General features: G+C 38.9%; 17 protein-coding genes and 1 tRNA gene. 3 read left to right on the forward strand and 15 right to left on the reverse strand.

The window, feature by feature from the left end; all coding sequences use genetic code 11:
• Positions 1-87 precede the first annotated feature (87 nt).
• Both WMO13_RS04650 and dsbD read right to left on the reverse strand, forming a co-directional pair.
• Entirely contained in the window at positions 88-1,410 is a 1,323-nt protein-coding gene (locus WMO13_RS04650; protein ID WP_026878071.1) for an anaerobic C4-dicarboxylate transporter, read from the reverse strand.
• 285 nt (positions 1,411-1,695) lie between these two features.
• Positions 1,696-3,525 (reverse strand): protein-disulfide reductase DsbD, encoded by a 1,830-nt coding sequence (gene dsbD, locus WMO13_RS04655; RefSeq protein WP_051396008.1) that lies wholly within the window; start codon positions 3,523-3,525, stop codon positions 1,696-1,698.
• A 348-nt stretch (positions 3,526-3,873) separates the two neighbouring features.
• On the opposite strand from dsbD, the gene WMO13_RS04660 reads away from it, so the two are divergent.
• From WMO13_RS04660 to WMO13_RS04670, 3 genes are all read left to right on the forward strand, one after another.
• Positions 3,874-3,949: transfer RNA gene (locus tag WMO13_RS04660), tRNA-Gly, on the forward strand.
• 425 nt (positions 3,950-4,374) lie between these two features.
• Positions 4,375-5,937 carry a DEAD/DEAH box helicase gene (locus tag WMO13_RS04665; RefSeq protein ID WP_084331385.1) on the forward strand — a complete coding sequence of 521 codons (1,563 nt, stop codon included), beginning with the start codon at positions 4,375-4,377 and terminating at the stop codon, positions 5,935-5,937.
• 540 nt (positions 5,938-6,477) lie between these two features.
• On the forward strand, positions 6,478-7,374 hold the full coding sequence (locus tag WMO13_RS04670; protein WP_026878070.1) for a LysR family transcriptional regulator: 897 nt from the start codon (positions 6,478-6,480) through the stop codon (positions 7,372-7,374).
• Between the two features lie 160 nt (positions 7,375-7,534).
• Here the strand turns inward: WMO13_RS04670 and sstT are convergent, their stop codons facing one another.
• From sstT to clpX, 13 genes are all read right to left on the reverse strand, one after another.
• A complete protein-coding gene (gene sstT / locus WMO13_RS04675) occupies positions 7,535-8,764 on the reverse strand; it encodes a serine/threonine transporter SstT (RefSeq protein ID WP_026878069.1) in 1,230 nt (409 codons plus the stop codon).
• Positions 8,765-8,835: 71 nt separating this feature from the next.
• Entirely contained in the window at positions 8,836-9,357 is a 522-nt protein-coding gene (gene ruvX, locus WMO13_RS04680) for a Holliday junction resolvase RuvX (protein ID WP_084331384.1), read from the reverse strand.
• Positions 9,354-9,905, reverse strand: a complete 552-nt coding sequence (locus tag WMO13_RS04685; protein WP_051396007.1) for a nitroreductase family protein — start codon at positions 9,903-9,905, stop codon at positions 9,354-9,356. The genes ruvX and WMO13_RS04685 overlap by 4 nt, the downstream gene beginning before the upstream one ends.
• Positions 9,902-12,463: an aminopeptidase N gene (gene pepN / locus WMO13_RS04690; RefSeq protein ID WP_026878066.1), complete on the reverse strand. Its 2,562-nt coding sequence runs from the start codon at positions 12,461-12,463 to the stop codon at positions 9,902-9,904. Before pepN ends, WMO13_RS04685 begins: the two co-directional genes overlap by 4 nt.
• A gap of 337 nt (positions 12,464-12,800) precedes the next feature.
• Positions 12,801-13,343: a hypothetical protein gene (locus WMO13_RS04695; RefSeq protein WP_026878065.1), complete on the reverse strand. Its 543-nt coding sequence runs from the start codon at positions 13,341-13,343 to the stop codon at positions 12,801-12,803.
• 195 nt (positions 13,344-13,538) lie between these two features.
• Complete coding sequence (murI, locus tag WMO13_RS04700) at positions 13,539-14,420, reverse strand: glutamate racemase (RefSeq protein ID WP_051396006.1); 882 nt, start codon at positions 14,418-14,420, stop codon at positions 13,539-13,541.
• A gap of 30 nt (positions 14,421-14,450) precedes the next feature.
• Entirely contained in the window at positions 14,451-14,954 is a 504-nt protein-coding gene (gene mraZ, locus WMO13_RS04705; protein WP_026878064.1) for a division/cell wall cluster transcriptional repressor MraZ, read from the reverse strand.
• A gap of 211 nt (positions 14,955-15,165) precedes the next feature.
• A complete protein-coding gene (locus WMO13_RS04710; RefSeq protein WP_026878063.1) occupies positions 15,166-17,229 on the reverse strand; it encodes an FUSC family protein in 2,064 nt (687 codons plus the stop codon).
• Between the two features lie 497 nt (positions 17,230-17,726).
• On the reverse strand, positions 17,727-19,043 hold the full coding sequence (locus tag WMO13_RS04715; protein ID WP_026878062.1) for an NCS2 family permease: 1,317 nt from the start codon (positions 19,041-19,043) through the stop codon (positions 17,727-17,729).
• Between the two features lie 72 nt (positions 19,044-19,115).
• Entirely contained in the window at positions 19,116-20,117 is a 1,002-nt protein-coding gene (locus WMO13_RS04720; RefSeq protein ID WP_026878061.1) for a TerC family protein, read from the reverse strand.
• Between the two features lie 37 nt (positions 20,118-20,154).
• Positions 20,155-21,717, reverse strand: coding sequence for a glutamate--cysteine ligase (gshA, locus tag WMO13_RS04725; RefSeq protein ID WP_051396005.1), 1,563 nt, complete (start codon positions 21,715-21,717; stop codon positions 20,155-20,157).
• Between the two features lie 181 nt (positions 21,718-21,898).
• Positions 21,899-22,570: a ribonuclease T gene (gene rnt / locus WMO13_RS04730; protein WP_051396004.1), complete on the reverse strand. Its 672-nt coding sequence runs from the start codon at positions 22,568-22,570 to the stop codon at positions 21,899-21,901.
• Positions 22,571-22,828: 258 nt separating this feature from the next.
• Complete coding sequence (gene clpX, locus WMO13_RS04735; protein WP_051396003.1) at positions 22,829-24,070, reverse strand: ATP-dependent Clp protease ATP-binding subunit ClpX; 1,242 nt, start codon at positions 24,068-24,070, stop codon at positions 22,829-22,831.
• Between the last annotated feature and the right edge of the window lie 202 nt (positions 24,071-24,272).

Raw genomic sequence — 24,272 nt, forward strand, 5'->3', positions numbered from 1 at the left:
GTCTTCCTTGCCTCGATCAGCCGATGCGCCGGCATTTGGATAAGCTTATTTTGAGTCGATATTACTATAATAATAGATATGCAATGATTAGAGAATCATTCCTCCAAAGAGGAAACCAAAGAGTACCGCTAAGATAACGGCAATCGTTCCCGGAATAAAGAAGGGATGATTAAAAACAAAGCGCCCAATACGAGTGGTACCGGTATCATCCATCTGTACAGCTGCCACTAATGTTGGATAGGTCGGGAGGATAAAAAGCCCGCTGACAGCCGAAAAAGAGGCAATCGCAGTTAAAGGGGTTACATGAAGGGCGAGAGCCATTGGCATTAAGGCTTTTGCGGTGGCGGCTTGCGAATAGAGGAGTGCTGAGCAGAAGAAGAAAATTACTGCAAGCATCCAAGAATGTTCATGAATTAGATCGCCGGCAGTGGCTTTAATCCATTCAAGATTATGTTGTACAAAAGTATCCCCAAGCCAAGCAACCCCTAAGATACAGATACAAGCGCTCATCCCTGCCTTAAAAGTGCTTGAGTTTAAAATAGCATCTGTCTGTACTCGGCAGAATAAGGTAATAAAGGTCGCCACACTGAGCATGATGATTAAAATAGCACTGGTGGTATTCATAAGCGGCGTTTCAACAAGTCCTAAACTTTGACTATTGATAATGGCGTAAATAACTACACTTATCACGCCTAGTAAGAATAGAAATACTGATAATTTAGCACCCGACTTAATTGTTTTAACTTGACTGCCTCGTAATTCAATTAATCCTTCCGCTAATCTCGCTTGATAAACAGGATCATCTGAAAGCTTTGAATTAAAGAGCCATGCAATAATCAAAGACATAATAACAATCGCTAGGAAAGTTGCCGGCAATAGAATCACTAAGAGAGTCAAATAGCTTACTGTATGACCCGCACCGACCATTGAGGCATTCTCCATTACTGAAGCCATATAGACAACCGCTGCGGAGATAGGCGATGCCGTAATTCCGATTTGCGCAGCAACGACCGCCGTTGAGAGCGGACGACAAGGCTTAATACCTTGCTCTTTAGCCACTTCGGCAATGACCGGCAATGTTGCTAATGAGATATTACCCGTACCGGCAAAAAGTGTAAGGAAATAGGTCACAATCGGGGCTAAGATTGTAATATATTTGGGATTTTTACGAAGTAGTTTTTCGGTTTGATCGACAAGATAATCGAGCCCGCCGGCAATTTGCATTGCTGAGATCGCCGCTATAACAGCCATAATAATCGAGATCACATCGAAAGGAATCGTACCAGGCTTAACATCAATAGCCGCGAGTACTAAGACACCGAGTCCGCCGGCAAACCCAATTCCAAGCCCCCCTAAGCGTGCGCCTAGAAAAATGGCCAGCAGAACAATAATAAATTCTACGGCAATCATATTATCAACTCCTTGATTATGGTGAATAGATTATAAATAACAGAATAGAATCCCAAATTAATAACAGATGATAGGCTCAGCAATACACAATGAATAAGCAATTAAAACATCCAATAAAAAAGGTATGCAAACCTGTTAAGGCGCATACCTAATGTCTTTATAAGAGATGCACAACGCTACAATTATATATAGATCTCTCACATAATAGAACAATTTTTACACTCAATAGCTATGACCTTTAGCCCTTAGGATAGCGCTAAATAAGGATCATTACCCTAATCGAGATCAATAGTGTTCTAAAATATAATCAAGATGCCGTAAAAAATCTTCTTTAGGAACACTTCCCATAACGCGTAACTGTGGAATCTCTTTCCCATTTCTATCAAAAAAGAGCATAGCTGGCGGCCCGAAGATATCAAAATGCATCTCTAATTTTTGATCTTGAGCATCATTTTTAGTGACATCTGCGGCCAATAGTTGTAACTCTGCCATTTTCGCTTTCACTTCGGGATCACTAAAGACATATTTCTCCATCTCTTTACAAGCAACACACCAATCGGCATTAAATTCTAACATCGTAATCCGATGATCATTTTCTGCTAGTGCTTGGTTCAGACCACTAATTCCTTTAATTTGAGTAAATTGTGCCGTTTCAATGGTGCGATTAGATTCTTGAATCGACATAATACCGAATGTGAGGGTTCCGACTGCTAATAGACCAAAGAAGAGGCGACCTTTGAATTGGCTTTCAATGACCGTTACCATCAACCAGATAAAAGTGGTGAGTGAAAGAATGGCGTAGAGCATCTGCTCCCAATAGTGCGGCAATGTTCTACCAATAAAGTAAGCCGCTAATCCTAAGAGCATAAAGCCAAAGAGCACTTTGACTCTATCCATCCAAGCCCCTGCTTTCGGCAAGAGGTGGCCAGAAGAGGCGCCGAGGATTAGAAGTGGGATGCCCATCCCCATACTCATTGCAAAGAGCGCCGATCCACCGAGTAGATAATTTTGTGATTCCACAACAAGCCCAATAATGCCAATGAGCGGGGCAGTCACACAAGGCCCCACAATCAGTGCCGAGAGCATTCCCATAATGGCGGTACCGATATAGCTATTTTTCGAGGATTGCTGATTGCTCACACGACTTAATGCCGATTGAATAGAAGCGGGCATCTGAATTTGATAAAGCCCAAACATAGAAAAAGAGAGAAAGACGAAGATGAGTCCAAATCCAATAAGTACATAACTATTTTGTAGGTAAGCGGCTAATCCTTTTCCGAAATAAGCGGCTAATAATCCTAATAGTATATAGACAAAGGCCATCGCTAGTACATAGACCAGCGAAATGGTAAAACCTTTCTTCGGCGATAAATTCCCACTTCTTGTTAAGATTCCAGAGAGGATCGGTAACATCGGCAGTACGCAAGGCGTAAAAGTGAGCAATAATCCTAGTAGGAAGAATAGCGGTAGAGCAAGATATTGATTATCTTTGAGATATTGCGATAGGCGATCATGTTCTGCTTCTAATTCAGGAGGAAGTACATCAGGATTCTCTGTTACTGTTGTAACGAGATCGAGCGCGGGATCTTGTGTAGGATCCATTTCTACTTCTAGTGAATATTGCTGCGGGGCAAAGCAGTAACCACTTTTTGCACACCCTTGCGCTTCAAGTTCAAAGTAAGCTGTATTCATGCCGGCATTCTTAGCCAGTGTTAAAGGGATAATAATCGAGCTATCATAGATCTCTTGCTTGCCAAAAAATTCATCCTCATGGGCTTTGCCTGAGGGAAGCGTAACGGGAATGAGTTCACCATTACTATTTTTAAGCTCAATCTCGATCTTGTCTTTATAGAGATAATAATCAGGATGAATATCCCAGAGTAATACAAATTCTTGATCCCCTTTGCGATGAATAGCCGGTGCAAAGGCTTCTGTGGGACGAAGTAAACTATTGGTATCTAAACCTATTTTAGGTGGCGATACAGTATTTGCACTTGCACTGATTCCTTGCGAGCGATTAAAAAGAGATTGTGCTTCAACCTGTGAAGTTACGAGTAATACAATTCCTAGAAGTAGAAAGGTAAACCACCGAGAGATTGCGCTATTTTTTTGCATAGTAAATTCCATTCCCATGATGTTCACTAATTTGGATTGAAGATTCGAAGGGCTATGAACATTGAATTCATCTTATTATTTGTTAATGATTCATTATTATATGATTTTGCAGAATATCATTAAAGCAGTAAGTATAACGAAAAACACCTTAGAAATTTGTCAATAACTCATAAAATAATAGTGATCGATTAGAATTTGAAATAGATTTTCATGTGCCGGGAGGTGGTAAATAGAGTGATTCAAGCAGATTATGTTTCGAGATTGTGTGAGAAATAAATAGTGTCTATTTTTTATGCTTACAATCAATTGACAGATTTCAGAAAAAATCTATAATACATCCATTCTCAAGCGGGAATAGCTCAGTTGGTAGAGCACGACCTTGCCAAGGTCGGGGTCGCGAGTTCGAGTCTCGTTTCCCGCTCCAAATTTTAAAGCCGATCACATAAGTGGTCGGCTTTTTACTTAAGGTATCCTTCTCGATTACAGGTAATCTCTTATAAATTCATGATGAAATAATCATGATTAGACCTAGCTACATCAGGCAAATATTAGTATTACCTTATTCTAAATATATGTAATTATATTGACATTTCTTGGATTTTTTGTGAACAGAGCAGTTGAGTTAATATTATGCAATTGCAAACAGTTTAAAATAGTTGATTTTTATCAAAAAAAGAGTATCATTATCGCTTCCCATCGCCCTGTTGGTTCATAATTGAGATTATGACATAAGTGTACTTGACACTTATCTGAGATTCGGTCGATGTCTTTTTTGGCTGAATGTTCAAGCGCATTCCCTACATTTAATTATAAAGGAAATTTCACTTTTCAGTGAAGTAATATATGTCTATGTCTCAATTTTCTGATTTAAATTTAAATCCTATTCTTTTAGCCGCAGTTGAAAAAATGGGTTATGATACACCAACAGATGTTCAAATGCGTGTAATCCCTGTAGCAATGGGCTGCCAAGATGTAATGGTATCAAGTCAAACAGGTAGTGGTAAAACAGCCGCATTCTTATTACCTATTCTTCATCAGATCATGGCTGAGAAAGCACTTGAGAGTGTTAATAGTAATAACAGTGGAGAAGAGGGTAAAAAGGGGCGTCGTGGCGGTCGCAATCAACGTTATCAAATGCCTGAGCCTCAAGCAATTATTATGTGCCCAACTCGTGAGTTAGCACAGCAAGTTGCACAAGAAGCAATTCATCTAAAAGGTTCCCATCGTGATTTCCGTGTGGCAACTGTTGTAGGCGGCATGCCTTATGGTCGCCAAATTCGTGAATTGCAAAATGTGACATTATTAGTGGCAACACCCGGTCGTTTAATTGATCTCTATAAGCAAAAAGAGATCAGTTTCGATAAAGTTCATTACTTTATTGCCGATGAAGCGGATCGTATGCTCGATATGGGATTCTCTGAAGATCTTGAGATCCTCCATAGAAGTTGTATCAACAATATGCAAACATTAATGTTCTCAGCCACATTTCCACCTAAAGTGATGAAATTAGCAGAGAGTATGATGCATCATCCTATGCGTATTGAAATTTCACCTAAAGATACGATTAATAAAAATATTACGCAAATTTTACATTGGGCTGATGGACGTGAACATCAGAAAAAAATGCTATTTCATTGGTTGGAGAATGCCGATATAGATCAGACAGTTGTATTCGTACCAACACAAATTGATACTGAAGAGATTGCAGGAGAGTTACGAGAGTTAGGTTTATCAGTAGATTATCTTCATGGGGGAATGCAACAGCGAGTTCGTAATCGTTGTTTGGATAGTTTGCGAAAAGGTAAAATTAAAATATTAGTGGCAACTGATGTTGCTGCTCGTGGTATTGATGTTGAAACAATTACTCATGTTTTTAACTTTGGTGTTCCTCGACAAGCAGAGGATTACGTACATCGCATTGGTCGTACAGGTCGTGCAGGTCGTGAAGGTATTGCTGTAACATTTGTTCACTTTAAAGATAAACGTCTATTAGATGCGGTTGAAGATTTTATTCAATTAGAAATTAAACCTAGTGTAATCGATGGACTTGAGCCGAAGAGAGAGCCGGTACGAAGTGCACCAAAAGGTCGTGGACGAGGTGGCAATGGTCGTGGACGTGGCAATAGTGGTGGCGGTTCAAGACAAGGTACTCGTCGTTCTGAAGGACGCCGCGAGGGCGGTTCATCTGAGCGTCGTGGCCGTAATACGGAAGGTTATGCGGCTCGCACAGGTGGTGGCCGTTCACAATCATCTGAAGGTCGTTCGCATTCTTCAGAAGGCCGTCGTGAAAATCGCAACGAACGTAGAGAAGGGGGAGCTTCACAAGGTAGTCCTCGTCCTGCAAGAAATCGTAATGCGGCTCCTAGTAATGTCGGTGAAAAGCGTCCATCACGTAGAACAGCATATCGATAGAAATAAACTCCTATCTATCTCTGATAGGTAGTAAATAATTGAATAAATTATTAAAAAATAACAATATTTGAGTTAGAATAGAGATCTCAACCTACCATGGGTAGGTTGAGATTTTTTCTATTGAGGTATTTTAATGTGCAACGGGTAACTTGTAGGTTCATAACATTTTCATAATTTTAAAGTCTATTTTTGGCTATAGAATCTGATGTTGCGTTAGAAATTGGAACTCAAGTAGTAATAAGTCGTGATATGTAATGTTATTTATGTAATATTATTTGTGATAATAAAATAAAAATATTCAATATTAAACATAACGTGCGGAATAATATATAAAATTCGTAATTAATATTAATATCTATTTAGCATAGATGTATTTAGCATAGATAACTTTATATAATTTATAGTATTTGTAATTGTTATTTATGTATTTACTAGTTTGATTATTTAATTAAACTAAAAATAGTTTATATATCCTCTTAATTCTATTAAATCTTGTTATAATAGAGTAAGACAAAATTTGTAGTATTTAAGGAGAATCATATGACTTTACGATTAATGAAAATTTTTAGATCGGTCGCTGAACACAAAAGTTTTAGTCGGGCTTCTGAAGAACTTGATATCACAAGACCCGCAGTGAGTCAGGCTATTACCCAATTAGAAGAACAACTTCAAGTTAAGTTATTTAATAGAACAACAAGAAAAGTAACGCTTACGACAGAAGGGGAACTTTATTATCATCATGTTGTTGATATTCTAGAACGAATGGAGGTTATGGAAGAGCAGTTAAAAATGCCTTTTAAAGGGCCTGCCGGGAGAATTAGAATTGAAGCCTCTGCCGCTATTGCTAAATATTTTCTACTACCGCATATTCTCTCATTTCAACAACATTATCCTAGTATCGAAATTTTGTTGGGAACAAATGAATCCAATATCAACTTTGAAGAATCAGCGATTGATTTTGCGATTCAATTAGGATCAACCAATGATCAAAGCATTATCGTACAACCTTTAGCAGAGATTAAGTTTGTCTGTTGTGCTGCACCTAGCTATCTAGAGTCTTATGGAAGACCTCAAAGTTTAGCAGATCTAGATTTTCATAAAGCAGTTAATTATTTCTCAACATCCACAGGGCGTACATTCTCATGGCCCTTCATTGATCAAAAAGAGATTAAACAAGTGCATATGAAACATGATATTGCAGTCAATGACGTAGATACCTGTTTAGCATATACTGTTGCCGGAAAAGGGATAGCGGTTTTAGCTCGTTATCTTGCTGAGCCTTATATCCAAGAAGGGCGATTAGAGACAATTCTTGAGCAATATCCTATTGCGCAGCAACCTTTAAATTTACTCTATCTTCCGAATAAGTTAGATAATCCAAAATTAAAGCTTTTCTATGAATGGTTAATTAAATCTGCAATTGAGCAAGATTTATAAAATCAGCTTTTATCTCAATAAAATGCCCGGTTACAGTCATAACACCGGGCATTTTTGTTATATATCACTTATACTCTCACTGACTTATACTCTCACTGAGTTTGATAGAAGAAGGATGTTAAGTTCATTTTCTTTTATTGTCTAACTTAATTCCTTCAACTTAATCTTTCAAATTAGGTTCTTCTCCCGTTGCAGCAAAATCTGCGGCAGCGGTAAAGAGCACATCTGTCGAAGAGTTCAGTGCTGTTTCTGTAGAATCTTGAATGACACCCACTACATAACCGATGACAACGAGTTGCATTGCGATACTATTGTCAATTTGGAACAATGCACAAGCAAGTGGAATTAGTAAGAGAGATCCACCGGCAACCCCTGAAGCACCACAAGCCCCCACTGTTGCAAAGATACTTAAAAGTAGTGCCGATAAAAAGTCTACTTCAATGCCTAAAGTATGCACTGCCGCAAGTGTAAAGATGGTAATAGTCACTGCTGCGCCAGCCATATTGATGGTTGCGCCAAGAGGTATAGAAACAGAGTAGGTTTCTTCCCGCACACCGAGTTTACGACTTAGCTCAATATTAACAGGAATATTGGCTGCCGAGCTTCTAGTAAAGAATGCGGTCATGCCACTTTCTCTGATACATCTAAAGACTAAGGGATAGGGATTTTTACGCATTAATAGATAGACTAATAATGGATTAACCACAAAAGCCACTAATCCCATTGCCAATAGAAGCACTAATACTAATTGAATATAAGATTTAATTCCCTCAAATCCGGTTTCGGCTATTGTTACAGCCACAAGCCCAAAAACACCTAATGGCGCAATTAAGATAACTTTTTTAATGACACTAGTGACTAGTTGTGCTAAGTCTTGGAAAAGATTGCGAGTTGATTGATTGGTTGAGCGAAGTGCAAAGCCAAAGAGCATTCCCCAAGAGATGAGACCAATATAGTTCGCACTTACAAGCGCATTCACAGGATTATCAACCATATTCATAAAGAGAGTACGAAGCACTTCGGTAATATCGGCAGGTCCTCGGGCTTCCATAGAGGTCACTTCAAGAGGCACAATAATAGGGAAGAGGAAGCTCACGGTCACTGCTACCAGCGCTGCTAAGAAAGTGCCCAATACATAGAGAAGCACAACTTTTTGCATAGCACCGCCACTCTCTTGTTTTTGATAGTTAGAGATTGCCGCAATAATAAGCACAAAAATCAAAAGAGGAGCAATGGCTTTTAATGCACCAATAAAAAATTCTCCGATAATGCCAATTGATTGCACAACATGAAGCGGAAAGAAAAAGCCAACAATCACGCCGAGGATAAGACCGACGATAATTTGTTGAACGAGACTAAAGCGATTAATAAAGTGAAATACTGGCTTCATAAATAAAGCAATCCTATATTGATATGTAAAGATATTTTTAAACGTCAGAGCTTAAGAATAGCAATTTTATATCAACTGTAAATAGTTTTATTTAGCCAACGCTCAATAATGATTGCTGCCGCAATAGCATCTAATTGACCTTTTTCTCTCTTTTTAGAGGGTTTCACATATTGTAAACTCTCAAGAGAACTATTCGATTCATCAACGACAAATACTGGTAAACCAAAGCGTCCATGCAATCTTTGGATAAATTTGCGAATGATTTTTAAGTGTTCCGTTTCTGTTCCATCTTGTGTGTACGGTATTCCGACGACAAAGATATCTGGCTGCCAATTTGCGATTAATTGTTCAATCATTTCCCATTGAGGCTGATTATTTTTCACTGGTAAAATCGTGACAGGCTGAGCCGTATTCGTTGTTGTATTACCCACAGCAACCCCAAGATTCTTAGTACCATAATCAAATCCGAGTATTATTTCAATGGATTGGCTTGGTTTTAAATTGCCAATATAGGGTTCTTGAGATGTTGAATCTGACTGCAAATCAGGCTCTATATCTAGTAGATGGTGTTCTAATGCCTTTAAATCACTCATGGAAGATCAGTAACAAATTGAGAATATTCAGGTTTTGGAAATGGATGAGGGACTTTCTCAGGATATCCGTACCAAAACATCCCTTCAATGACTTCTTTCTTAGGGTCAATATTGCAAATACGGTAGACTTCCTCTTCAAAGAGAAGAGAACCTGTAGACCATTTTGTGCCAATGCCATGAGAAGTCAGGTATTGCATCATAATATAGAGCGAAATGCTTAGTGTAGCATAATCTTCATGCGCACTCTTTGCATCATCACTCAATTTACGAGTCATTAAAATCCAACCAGGGATAGTTTTCCATTTAGCCAGTTTTTTCTGAGCACTTTCAAGATCGCGATGAGAGAAAGCCTTCTCTGCATAACGCAAGAATTCTTGTTTTGTTTCCTCACCGAACCAATAGAAGTGGCAAGGATGAGTATGATGATGATTAGGTGCATAAACTGCAAGTGAAAGGGCTTCTTGCACAATCGCTTGAGGGACCGGCGTTGATTCAAAATGATGAATCGTACGGCGGTCTTTAATAATATCAGTCAATGAAATGGTCATTGTACTATCCTTTTTAACTGATCAAATAGGTTATTGGAGATATTCGGTGCTTTGAGCATTGTATGAATAATCTCGATGACTTCACTCTGTAATGGTTCTTGTAATCTAGCAACTTTTGTAAAGGGTGTCACGAGTTTTGCTGCCGTAATAGAGTTAATTCGGTCAATTTCTAAAATTTCATTCGCAATCCATTGATAAAGTGGGCTACCGACTTTAGCTAAGGCATAGCGATTTTTACCAACTGCTCCCACAATTGCTCTTACACGATTAGGATTATTGCGGGTAAAGGCAGGGTGCTCTACGATTTTATCGAGCATATCAAGTGTTAAATTAGGATCGCTCTCTTGTACGCTAAACCAACGATCGATAAGCGTTGAATAATGTTGGTAGCGTTCATAAAAATCATCTAACATTGCCTGCTTCTCAGGAATATCTTGCCATACAGCACACTTCAGTGCAGAACCAATATCAGTCATATTGCTAGATTGATAATATTGTTCTGGTAGAAGATATTGATACTCTTCTAAAGAGGTAATAAATTTCAGGGCAATATTTTTGATTGCACGTGACTCTGCATCATCCTTTTGGAAGTCCTGGTAGAGTTTAAGCCAACGATCTTGGAATCGGGAAGCGACATAGCGCACAATTGTTTGGCGAATATTGCGTAGATAGAAAATATCTTCTACTTCCATTAATCCTAGATAGTAACCTTCATCGGGGATCGTGAGCAGTTGAGCGCAAAATGCAGGGTCTTCATAGGCATAATCAAAGAGTGGCTCAACGGCATTGCCGATAATTTCCGACATCTGATCTAGCGTCATATCCCGGGCAAAGATGACTTTCAAAATGAGATTTTGTAATGCTTCCCATTTTGAGAAATAATCTGTTTCATAAGCAATTAATGTTTGTAGCTCTCTAAATGAGTAATCATAATCGAGCATAACAGGTGCTGAGAATCCCCGTAAAAGCGAGATAATAGGCTCTGCATCAATATTATGAAAGACTAAGCACTGCTGATGTGTTGTGAGCGTAAATGTCTCTTCAAGTAACAATTCACCATCTTGTGAAAAGAGAGCATAACTCACTGGAATGGGCATCGGTTGTTTTGATTCTTTTGTCACAGGGTCAAATAGATATTGTTTTAGTGAGAGACGTAACTCTTTTTTATCGGGATGATATTCTGTTGAGGCTTTTACAATCGGCGTACCCCGTTGACTATACCAAAGCATAAAGTTATCAAAAAGACGGGGATTTTCCGCTTTCATCGCTTGATAGAAATCATCAACAGTTACTGCTTGCCCATCAAATTCCTTAATATAGCGTGCAAAACCACGATCAAAACCCTCTTTTCCTAAAATCGTCTGATAAAGGCGAATAATTTCCGCCCCCTTTTCATAGGTGGTCGTTGTATAGATATTTTCGATAGAACCGAGTGTATCAGGGCGAACGGCGTGAGAAAGAGGTCCTTGATCATCAGGGAATTGATGTGTGCGAAGATAGTTAACATCTTGTACTCTACGAACGCCGGGGTGTTCTTCGGTGCCGATAAATTCCTGTTCCCGGAATACCGTAAGACTCTCTTTTAAGGAGAGATTGAACCAATCCCGGAGAGTAATACGATTACCGGTCCAATTGTGGAAATATTCATGACCCACAACAGCTTCCACAAAAGTAAAATCATCATCATTTGCCGTTTCAGGAGAGGCTAAAATACAACTAGTATTAAAAAGATTTAACCCTTTATTTTCCATTGCCCCGCCATTAAAGTCATCTACTGCCACGATATTGTAGAAATCAAGGTCACAGATAAGCCCAAAGCGCTCCTCATCCCATTTCATCGCTTTTTTAAGTGATTTCATCGCAAAATCACAACGATCAATATCTTTCTGATCGGCATAGACACGAAGCTGTACAGGAGATCCATTAGGACGAATATGTTGATCTTCAATATAGGCTAAATTGCCGGCCACAATGGCAAATAGATACGTGGGTTTCGGGAAAGGATCTTCCCAAATGGCATAATGACGATTATTCTCTAAAAGCCCTTCTTCAATTAAGTTACCATTAGAGAGGAGAACAGGGTAAGCTTGATCAGCTCGGAGTGTTACGCGGTATCGCGTCATCACATCAGGCCGATCAGGAAAATAGGTGATATTACGAAAGCCTTGTGGCTCACAATCGCTACAAAACATTCCATTAGAGATATAAATCCCACTTAATTCTGTGTTAGTACTCGGATTAATGGTATTAATGATCTCAACAGTATGTTGTCCTTGAGTAAAAATGATGAGCAGATCATTCTCATCAAATATAAATTCAGAAGAATCAAGTTGCTGACCATCAATGGCAATGGTTGCTAACAGCAGTTCATTAGAACCGTGTAAGCGAACCTCATACTCATCTATATTCTGATCTATCGCATCGATCACAAATCGGGTGGTCACTTTTGTTGACACTGGATCTAGATCAATCTCAAGCGCAAGCTGTTCAACAGTGAAATTGGGGGCAGTATAATCTAAACGATAAATTTGATGATCATTAGTATAAGTAAAAGGCATAGGTTTCCTTGAGCTTCCCTAAATTATAAGTTCTGACAATTATAGCGATATCCAAAAAATAATCTCATTAATTATTTAAAATACTTTTATTATTTTATTATCTTAACTATTTAAGAATGATTGACAAGTCGCTCACAATGAAAAATGCAATGGTGAGGAATATAAAGCATAGAATATTATCAGAAGGGATTAGATATATGAAATGGCGAAAAAGAGCATTCAAAACGCTCTTTTCATTTTCGACCTTTCGATCTTCTATCTTTTTATAATATTCAAATATTGAATGACTGCGTGAAGCTATTATTTTTCGATCAGCATTTGAATGAATAATGAAACATTATCGATGAAAAAATTGCACGCTACTAATAGCTTTTTCTGCGGCTTTAGGATCCCGGCTGGTACCTAAGCAGACAGAGGTAATCGCATCTTCTAGAGAGATTAGGCAATATTCATAATATGGTCTTCCATCTCGAGTCGTCGTTTCTGCCGCATAGGCCACTTCACTGGCTGTATTTTTAACCGGCAATGCTTTAAAACTTTTAATTTCAGGGATATTTTCCATCTGCTCATTCATTACATCTTCATACTCATCTTTAGTGACCACAATTCCCTCAGGCAGCTGTAACCTGACAGAATAAAGTAGATCATCGGCAATATTACCTTTTCTTGCTTGTAGCAAAATGAGATTGTTAGGATCTGTTCCAGGAAGTCGTTCATTAATAACGAACTCTTTTTGATCGCTCACATCTTGGTAATCGGTATTTAATTCAATTGTAAAATTTCCGTCTGTAGGAGAAACTGTTTTCACAGATTCACCACAAGATGCCAAAATGAACATTGCACTCAATGCTGTAATGGTAATGGGCAATATTTTTTTCATACTATAATATTCCTGATTTCTACAATATGTAGCGTAATAATACAATTAACGAACCGACCCTAGTTTATATTTATAGCAAAATTATTCTATAACAAGCCATTTTGCTGCTAGGTATTGAATTAGATACTAGACTGAATATCGAACTTAATATTGAATAAAATGAATGATTGATATTACCACAAATCCCTATTTTCGTTAACAATCTATTCTTTGTAGTCGCAACTGATGATAACGAGATGATACCAATGTATCCACTTGTTGTGTGAAATTATCGATATTACCAGTCGTTATTAAAATAAGATTTATCTGTGGCTGCCCGATAATTACTGTTTTATTTGTTGAAGTGTCCATTAGTATGGTGTGGGTAGTAGTTGGAGGTAGCTTACCAATCTCAAAAAGACGTTGGTCGCATTGCGCTACAATAGAGCGAGCTGGATTAAGGAGTGAAACTCGCTTAGGAATATGGCGAATAATAGCTTCTGTCAAAAAAGGAAAATGGGTACATCCTAAAATCAGCTGATCGACTGGATAAGTCCAAGTCACTTGCAAGCTCTCTGCAAGGATTGAATCTGCAAGAGTGGAATTTAAATAATTACCAGATTCAACTAATTCAACCCATTTTGTGCCGATAATGGGATGTAATGTGCAATGATTCGCATAGCGCTTTACCAGATTTGATAAGCGCTGGCTTTTCAATGTTGATTCTGTAGCGGCTACGGCAATATGCATTGTTTGCGTTAATTCTGTCGCAGGTTTAATAGCTGGTTCTACACCAATAATAGGGAGTTCAGGGTATTGCACACGCAGCAGGTCAGCACTGACTGCTGTCGCAGTATTGCAAGCAATGACCAAAGCATCAATTTTAAGGGATAGTAGATATTCTGTGAGCGCCAACATCCGTTGATGAATATATCGTTCAGATTTAAGTCCATAAGGAAGGTGACCAGAATCTGCTATATAGTAATAATCAACATCCATTGATAATGAGCGACAGAGAAAACTATTGAGGATAGAGAAGCCGCCGACACCAGAGTCAATTAAGCCGATCTTTAGGCTATGGGAAGAATTTTGCTGCATTTATCTATCTGTTCTCTTATATCATCAATTTTAACGGCGCACCATCGGCACAACGATTGCAGGATCAATGGGTACAACCTCTTTCTCAGGTTCGCTCCGCATCACCTCTTCAGCAAGTGCTGAGAAATCTTCAGGATCAATAGAGAGAGATTCTTCATAGATCGCTAAATCCCACATCTCAAAGAGGGTACCATTCCCAAGAATAATCATTTCCCCACTAATCTCGGCATAATTCATAAGGCGTTTAGGTAAGAGAATACGGCCTTGACCATCAAGGCTTACTTCCGTAGCTCCCCCACGAACAAAGCGGGCAAAATCGCGCTCTTTTTTGATAAAGGGATTGAGTTTATTGAGTTCAGCTTCCACATCGCGCCAAGCATCTATGGGATAGAAATTGAGACAGTGATCTAAAGCGCGGCTAATCACAAATTGCTCAATACCATCGAGCTGTTTTCTTAGGGCAGCGGGCAACGCAATACGATTTTTCGTATCGACCTTGACCTCATATTCCCCAAGAAATTGATAGTTTACCATTATTTATCTGCTATACCCATTCACATTTACTATCGCACTACTGCTTGCTAAATTCATTCAAAGATGATTGAAACCCTTCAGCCCCACCGATATACATTGGTATATTATATTACCTACAGATATAGTGGAACCCATGTAAATAGTCACATTTACCGACTATGATACGATAAGTTATGATTCAATAGCCAATATTTTTTATCATCTTATTGATTTATTCCGGCTCAACAAGCCAAATGAGTGGTTTTAATTCTCGCATTGTGAACTTAGGTGCCTTTGGAAAGTTCTTGTGAAGATTAGGATCCATTCGTCGTTTGAGGAGCTGGAAAATCTCTTTAAACTCTTGAACTTGCAGCGTATCCACGCGTTCTAATAATCCTGTAAGATAAGAGAGTTGGGAGAGAATGGATTGCATCTCAATCAGCTCATCATTAATGGCGGTAATATCATGTTCTCGTTTTTTGACAGGCTCATCTTTCATTCGCTCTAAAGAGTTTGAGAGAGCAACAATAGAGGCTTGAGCAGTTCGTAGGGCAAGTTTGAGATCTGCATCATCGTCATTCTCTTTAAGCAGCTTCCATTTCTCAATTTCGACCATCACATTATAAAGACTCTCTCTCGCTGTAGAGAGCAGTTTAGGCAGATTGATCTTCTCCCAGCTTGGTAAAACATGACTGAAACTAAGGGCGATAGCTGCACCTATAAGCGTATCTATAATTCTTTCGATTGAAAGGCTGACACCTTGCATCATTGTTAAGTCTTTGCTGATATTGAGTAGAATTAAGACATAGACCGTTGTAAATGTAACACTTAATGGATTATGAATGCGTATCAGTCCATTGTTGAGTATAACGGAGATGAAGAGAATGCTTAAGAGCGTCATTGTTGAAAGCTCGATAGAAATTAACACCCCACCGATAAGACAGCCAATAATAGTCCCGATAATTCGGTTTCGACTGCGCTCTTTTGTGAGACTAAATCCAGGACGCATTAAGCTCAATAGGGTAAAGGCAATCCAGAAACCATGGGTTAAGAAATTCGTCAGACTGACTAATAACAGTGCAAAGAACATCGCGAGCGATGAGCGAATGGCAAAACGAAGTACCGGCGAACGAAGCGTCAGATTTTGAATAATATAGTCATTCGACCAATATGAATGAGAAAGAAATTTCTTTAACTTATGACGGGGGATAACCGTATCGAACTCTTCATCATCCACAAGAAATGTACGAATGCGTTCAAGATTACGAGAGAGTGACCAGACTTTACGAAAATGGTTCGCCACGATTTGATAAGCGTCGAGATCGTCGCCGGCTAGCTCTTTACGGCGTAATAATTCTAACTCATACTCTAAGGCACGCAATTCAGCTTTAAAGCCTAGACGCTTGAGCATATCGCCGGCACGAAGAGAGTACATCCCCATCTCTTCGAGGTTACGCCCCGCTTTTGCAAAGCTATCCCGGAAGAAGATCTGAAGATCACTATTGGGATAGCGATCACGGATAATGACAAAATCTTGCAGTGGAATTGTGGCAATTTCTCTTGTTTCAATCAATAGCAGTAATTCATTCACCATCTGATTGAGGCGATGATCTTTCTCATAATCTAAGCGAAAGAGGACATCACGCATTACTTGTAACTCTTCTAATAACTCGGTTTGTGAGTTAATGAAGTTTTTAAACTCTTTCTCAATATCGACATTTTGCCGATAGCACTTTGAGAGCGCTTGCAGATAACGAGAGAGTTGAAAATAGATGCCTGATAGATGTTGACGAATAATATAGACTTGAAAAACTTTGCTAATAATCATACTAAAAGCAAAGTAGAAGAGCGCACCGAAACAGAAGTAGGCAATATAGACAAGAGGCGGGGCAGCGTAGTTTGAAGCAGCAAGGAGCGCAGTAAAGCTTACAATAAAGCCGAGTGCAATAAATTTAACCCGAAATGCATAGATAAAAGCGACGACAAAGGAGACGCCGGCAAGGGAGGTAATCTTCAGAAGGTGCAGCCCCTCTGGTTGAAAGATGAATGCTAGTGTAATTACGACGATCGCAATAAAGGTCACAAGCATTTCATTACGTTTATGCTTCAAAGTGCCCATCTGATCGGCAATCGACATGGTCAAACTGCCATAACCAGCAATCATCAGAATCTGTAGGGGAATATCAAAGAGATAGAGAAAAATTACAGGAATAAAGATCCCCAGTGCCATTTTGACACCCATAGCAAAATCGCTACTAAAAAAGAAACGATGGGTTGCTGTGATGAAGTGCTGCATAATGAAATTAATCCCTAGTTAATTGTGTAATGACTATTTATATTCGATGAATTGTATCATTTTTGTGCTTTCTAAATCTGTTAGAGCATATTATGGAGATAAACAGTATTCCTCATCAATCTGCGATTGATAGGTCAAGAAAAGTCTGTAGATATAAAGAAGGTGTTATAAAAATGATGTGCAATGAATCTCCAAAATTTTATAACACCAAGATTTTTCGATGATAGAGACGTTTTATATTATAGTAAATTTGGTTTAAGAAAAATGGTTTTTAAACAGCTATTGCGGGATTTTAAAAGAAGATAAAACCTGATTCACCAACACTTGCAAGATGCCGGATAGAACGGCTTCCTTGCCTCGATCAGCCGATGCGCCGGCATTTCAATAAGCTTATTTTGAACCGATATTACTATACAAATTAGAATTACAAACTAAAGATTAAAAACGTCAATCTATCATCTATTGTATTTGCTCTTTTAATGAATCCAAATATTCAATTAAAAGAAAGCAAATTTTAGCAAAAAGAGGAGAGCAATAATATAGGTCGCAGGGTGAATATCGCGATATTTCCCTGTTCCTAATTTTAATGCCACAAAGCTAATGAATCCAAAGGCAAAGCCTTCGGCGATCGAATAGGTAAAAGGAATCCCTAATACTAAAAGTGCCGCAGGAATAGAGTCTGTCGGTGAATCCCAATCGACTTCAGTGAGCTCACGAAGCATTAAGCCTGCAATATAGACAAGCGCCGGCGCTGTTGCATAAGCAGGGATAGAAGCAGCTAGTGGCGAGAAGAAGATTGCAAGTACGAAACAGAGCGCAATAGTGATCGCAGTTAGACCAGTGCGCCCCCCTGCTTGAACGCCGGAAGTACTCTCAACATATGCTGTTACTGAACTTGTTCCTAAAAGACTTCCGGATAAAATTGCCGTACTATCGGCAAAAAGTGCACGATTAAAGCGTTTTTCAGAATCAGGAACATTCTCATTGAGTAGACCACTACGCTTAGCAACACTCATTAAAACACCGGTTGCATCGAAGAGCTCAACAAGTACAAGGGCAATTAAGATCTGAACGAAGCTGCCACTCAATACTTTTGCAAAACTGAGTTCAAAGAATGTGGGAGCCAATGACGGAGGCGTTGAAATAACGCCGACAAATTGGTTGTGACCGGTGAAAGCACTTAAAACAGAGACTATTAAGATACTGATTAAGATAGCCCCTTTCACTTTAAAGTTATCGAGAACAACGATGAGAAAGAATCCTAAGATTGCATAAAGTGCGCCAGGTGTTGAGAGATCACCGAGACTGACAATAGTTACAGAATTCGCTTTGATAATACCAACTTCAGGATTTGATAGGCCAATAAAAGCAAGAAAAAGCCCAATACCAGCACCGATAGAAGCTCGTAGTGAGCGAGGAATCCCTTTAATGATCCAAGAACGAAGTCCTGTTGCGGTTAGAATAAAGAAGATCACCCCGGAGACAAATACCGCGCCAAGTGCTTCTTGCCAAGTATAACCAAATCCACCTGTTGCGATAGGTGCGGTAATCGTGAAAGCGAAGAATGCGTTTAAGCCCATTCCAGGTGCAAGGCCGACAGGATAGTTTGCAACTAATGCCATTACAACGGTACCAATCGCTGCTGCTAAACAGGTTGCCATAAAGATTGCATCCATATCCATACCACTTGCGCTGAGGATTTTAGGATTGACGAAAATAATATATGACATCGTTAAAAAGGTGGTAAGCCCAGCAAATATCTCTGTACGGAAAGTGGTTCCGTGGGCCTTGAGTTTAAAGAGTTTCTCTAACATGGTCTGTCCTTTGACAAGAAGAATAAAAAAAAGCCTCGTGGTATTCGAGACTTATTAATAAATTAAGGTATGTTACTGGCTTTTACCTTTAGGGGGAATGAGCAGTGATAGTACAATTGAGCCGATCAGTGTCACCAAAATAACACTTAAAGAGAGTGCAATAGGCAGGTGATAATCGAAATAGAGTACCAACATCTTAATACCGATAAAGATAAGAATAATCGCTAAACCATATTGTAATAGGTGGAAGCGTTCAGCCATATCCGCTAATAAAAAGTACATTGCACGTAAACCTAGAATTGCAAAAACATTCGATGTCATCACAATAAAGGGGTCAGTGGTGACAGAGAATACAGCCGGCACTGAATCCACTGCAAAAATAACATCTGAAATAGTAATCATGACCAGTACAAGGAAAAGCGGTGTTGCATAACGAATCCCTTGTTCCACTACGAAAAAGTGCTCATGATGGTATTGATCGGTTGTTCTAAAGATACGTTTTGTAACCTTAATAATTTTATTCTGACTTAAATCGGCTTCTTCATCGTGCCCAAAACACATCTTAATTCCAGTAAAGAGCAGGAATGCGCCAAATAGATAGAGAATCCATTCAAATTTGGAAATTAAGTAACTGCCAATTAAAACCATGACTATGCGGAGGAAAACAGCGCCTAATACACCATAGACAAGTACCCGCCGTTGATAGATATTGGGAACCTTGAAATACCCAAAAATTAATAAGAAGATAAAGATATTATCAATCGAGAGCGATTTCTCAACCACATAGCCGGTTAAGAATTCAAGGGCTTTACTGAGTGCAAAATCACTCTGTGAGCCTACGACTTCTGGTATAGTATCTGCCGGTAAGATATTGGCTAAATACCACCAGAGCCCCAAATCAAAGAGAAGCGCTACCGTAATCCAGATAATCGTCCAGATCAGGGCTTCCTTTATGCTAACTTTATGGTCGCCACTTGTTTTAAGGGCGAACATATCTATCAAAATCATGATCGTAACAACTACTCCAAATATTGTGTAGAGTAGAGGAGAACCAATAGAGACATGATGTGTCACAGCGCGCTATTCCTTGAGCTATTAAAAAGGTAAAGTATCAAAATTTAAAGTAATTCGCTAGATATTCAGCAAAAGATATTTGAGGCTCAGCTTCTAATTGGGCAAGTTTCTCTAAAGATTCTTGAGCGATCTGCTGATATCTTTCCGTTGTCTTCGGATCTAATGAAGTATTATTTTGTTGATATAGCATTTGCGATTGATTTAAAAAGAAATCCTGATAACGCTCACCACTCTTTTGCAATCTATTTAAGACAATTTGAGAGGGAAGCAGCGCTGGATTTTGTAATTTAGCTCGCATACGTTCAAGCGCTTCTTGATACTCAGTACCGAGTACTGTGGCAATTGGAGAGAGCCAATCTAAAGTGGCCTCTAAAGCCACCTGAAGGGGCATACTTTCATATTCGATAACGATTACATCGGTTAAAGAAAGGCCTTGTTTTGCCACTTGTTTAAGATTTTTCTGATTATGTTCATACTCTTTTTGTGAGAGCTCTGGCGCATCTGTCAATACTGAAGCTGTTAAAAAGAGCTGAATAAAACGCATTGATTCTAGATCAATTCCCTCGGCGATCAAGGGATTAATATCAATAGAGCGAAGCTCAATATACTCAATCCCCCGTTTTTTGAGAGCAGTCAGGAAGTTTTCCCCTTTTTTAACAATCTGTTTAGGGCGGATGCTCGCATAATATTCATTCTCAATTTGAAGAATATGATTATTGATCTGATTATATTCTCCATTCTCAATGACCGGAATTTGCGAGAAAATACTACAAGGTGTTGTGACAGCGTAATGAATATTTTCGACAAAAGTATCAATACTATTAAAAGAGACATCAAAATGGCATTTATTGTTGCCATAGCCGATATCAGAGAGTCGTAATGATTCTCCTTTAGATAGATAACTATCGGTTTCATTAAGCGATTCAAAAGGATTCTCTTTATCCGCTAAAAAGCTCTTATCCATCACCGGAGAAGCGCCTAGGAAGAAGGGAATAATGTAGCCATAACGGGACACATTACGACAAGCATGTAGATAACGCGCTGTTTTAAAGTCTTGAAGCGAGCCATTAAATTGTGCCGCCTCTTTCCACGCTTCAAATACTGTATCTTTAAACGAGAAATTATAGTGAATACCGGAGATCACCTGCATCATCTTGCCATAGCGTAGACTCAATCCTTTACGATAAAGTGACTTCATCTTCGCATCGTTAGAAGTTCCGTAGTGCGCAATCGTAATCTCATCTTCTGATTCAATAATGGGCGGCATTGAGTTTGGCCAAAAAAGCTCATTATCGAGTTGAGATAAGGTAAAACGTTGGATTTCACTTAATTCAGCTAAGGCTTTTTCAGGTGTTGAGCCTGGGTTTGTCACAAACTCTAAAAGCGGCTCGGCAAAGTCAGTAGTAATATGACTATTGGTCAGTGCTGATCCTAATGCTTTGGGATGAGATTGATCACTAATGCGTCCTTGCTTTGCATCTACACGTAAAGTTTCCCGTTCAAGCCCAATATTTACCTCTTTTAACAAGGTCTTATCTTCAGCAAGAAGGTCTAATTGCGCACTTAAACGATTTTGTAAACGATGATGTAGAGAACTCATAATATATCCTTTAACGGTGATCTACCATATTCAATAATATGCCATCAATAATATGTCATTATTAATAATTATCAATAACTTCCATTAATCAGTAATGATCATTGATTGAGCAACAATCATAACATTGCAGTCAATGAGTGGTTTTAGATAATCTATCAGTGAACTAACGTGATTGACGTCATTAACGCTCATCTAGATTATCATTCTGAGGTTGAAAAAGGGCTAAATTAAATCCTACTTTTTCTTGCCATATATTCACAATATTACAGAAGAGCTCTGCTGTTTTTTCGGTATCATAAAGCGCTGAATGAGCTTGACTATGATCCCAATCAATGCCGGCAGCGGCAATCGCTCTTGCTAATACTGTTTGGCCATAGGCTAGTCCCGCAAGGCTCACTGTATCGATCACTGAAAATGGATGGAACGGGGAGTTTTTGATGCCTGTCCTTTCAATTGCTGCATTGAGAAATCCTAGATCAAAATGTGCATTGTGCCCAACCAAAATAGCTCTTGTACAACCTTTCTCTTTCAACGTTTCTCGTACGAGTTGAAAGATTTTTTTTAATCCCTCTTTTTCAGAAACTGCAAAACGAAAGGGGTTGTCGAGTTTAATACCATTAATCTTCATTGATTCAGGATTGAGTAGTAATCCTTTCTCTGGCTCAATATGGGCAACTGCAGATTTCACCGGTGTTAAGATACCTTGTTCATTCATATCGACAATGACTGCGGCAATCTCAAGGAGGGCATCTGTTCTTGGATTGACGCCCCCCGTTTCCACATCCACAACAACAGGAAGAAAACCGCGAAAACGCATCGAAATAGGGGGAGGGGATTGTAAGTGATCAGCCATAATTATGAGAGATTTATCTCGCCTTTTTGAGTGATGATTTAAATAAGTAATCTATAAAACAACCGATAGCATCTATTCACCAAAGAAATTACTATAAGTTATTTTGAAAAGAAGAGGGTCGCTATTGGAGTGTAGTATTTGATACATCGGAACCATTGCTATTCTATCTGATTCATACAGTAATTAAATGCCTTTATTGGGTAAATACCTTTATTGGGTCATTAATACTGTATGAATCATCTTAGAAATCATTACAATTTAGTGATAAACCAGTTCAGGTGCAACTTTTTCTGTTACACAGTTTTCGTGGACAATCACCTCTTTAACATTATCTAGAGAGGGAAGATCGAACATCGTATCTAATAGGAGATGTTCAATAATACTCCGTAATCCTCTTGCACCGGTTTTACGTTTAAGCGCTTGTTGGGCAATGGCTTTGAGCGCCTCGTCTGTAAATTTCAGTTCAACTCCTTCCATTTCAAAAAGATAGGAGAATTGTTTCACGATCGCATTTTTCGGCTCGGTAAGAATATTCACTAATGCCGCTTCATCTAACTCTTCAAGTGTGGTGATAACCGGCAAACGACCAATAAATTCAGGAATTAACCCATATTTTGTTAAATCTTCCGCTTCTACTTCTGCAAATAGCGTTGAGAGATCTTTCTTCTCATCGTCCCCTTTGACTTCAGCACCAAAACCAATTCCGCCTTTCGATTGACGCTGTTGCACGATCTTCTCTAAACCAGAGAATGCGCCCCCACAAATAAAGAGAATATTGCGAGTATTGACGTCAATTAATTCGGCATTAGGGTGTTTTCGCCCACCTGTCGGAGAGATTGAAGCGGTTGTTCCCTCGATGATTTTAAGAAGCGCCTGCTGCACTCCCTCACCAGAGACATCACGAGTAATCGATGGATTTTCGCTACGACGAGAAATCTTATCAATTTCATCTACATAGATAATCCCTGATTCTGCCGCTTCAACATCAAAGTCACAATTTTGAAGTAGGCGAAGCACGATATTTTCTACATCTTCACCTACGTAACCAGCTTCCGTTAGGGTGGTGGCATCGGCAATGGCAAAAGGCACATTTAGGCTACGCGCCAATGTTTCGGCAAGTAGTGTTTTACCAGAACCTGTAGGACCGATCAGTAGAATATTACTCTTACTCAATTCGATCTCTTTATTATCATTTAAGCGCTCATTTTCTAGGCGTTTATAGTGATTATAGACGGCAACACTTAATGTACGCTTTGCTTGTGATTGACCAATGACATATTGATCGAGATCTTCATAGATCTCTTTAGGTGTAGGCAGTGTTGCGGCTTCTGCTGCGATCTCTTCTTTAAGGTCTTTAGTAACGAGATCATTACATAGCTCGATACAGTCTTTACAGATATATACGCCATCGCCCGAAATTAGGCGTTCCACCTCTTCTTGATCCTTGCCACAGAAAGAGCACTTTACGCCACTATTTGTCTTATCAGTTGTATTACTCATATTGCTCCCGAAACTTGTGTTGATTGATACTATTATCATTAATTGCGAATAGGTAATGAGGAAAAACCATTACATAACTGAGGCAATATCAATCAGCACATTTCTTGTAATTTTTTAACTTGTAGATTTGAATACTTAAAATATTCTTTTGTTCGTGTTTATTGCACATTATTTTAGATTAGATGCAATTATTAGTATTTAG

Source organism: Ignatzschineria larvae DSM 13226 (genome assembly GCF_038500265.1).
GTDB lineage: Bacteria > Pseudomonadota > Gammaproteobacteria > Cardiobacteriales > Wohlfahrtiimonadaceae > Ignatzschineria > Ignatzschineria larvae.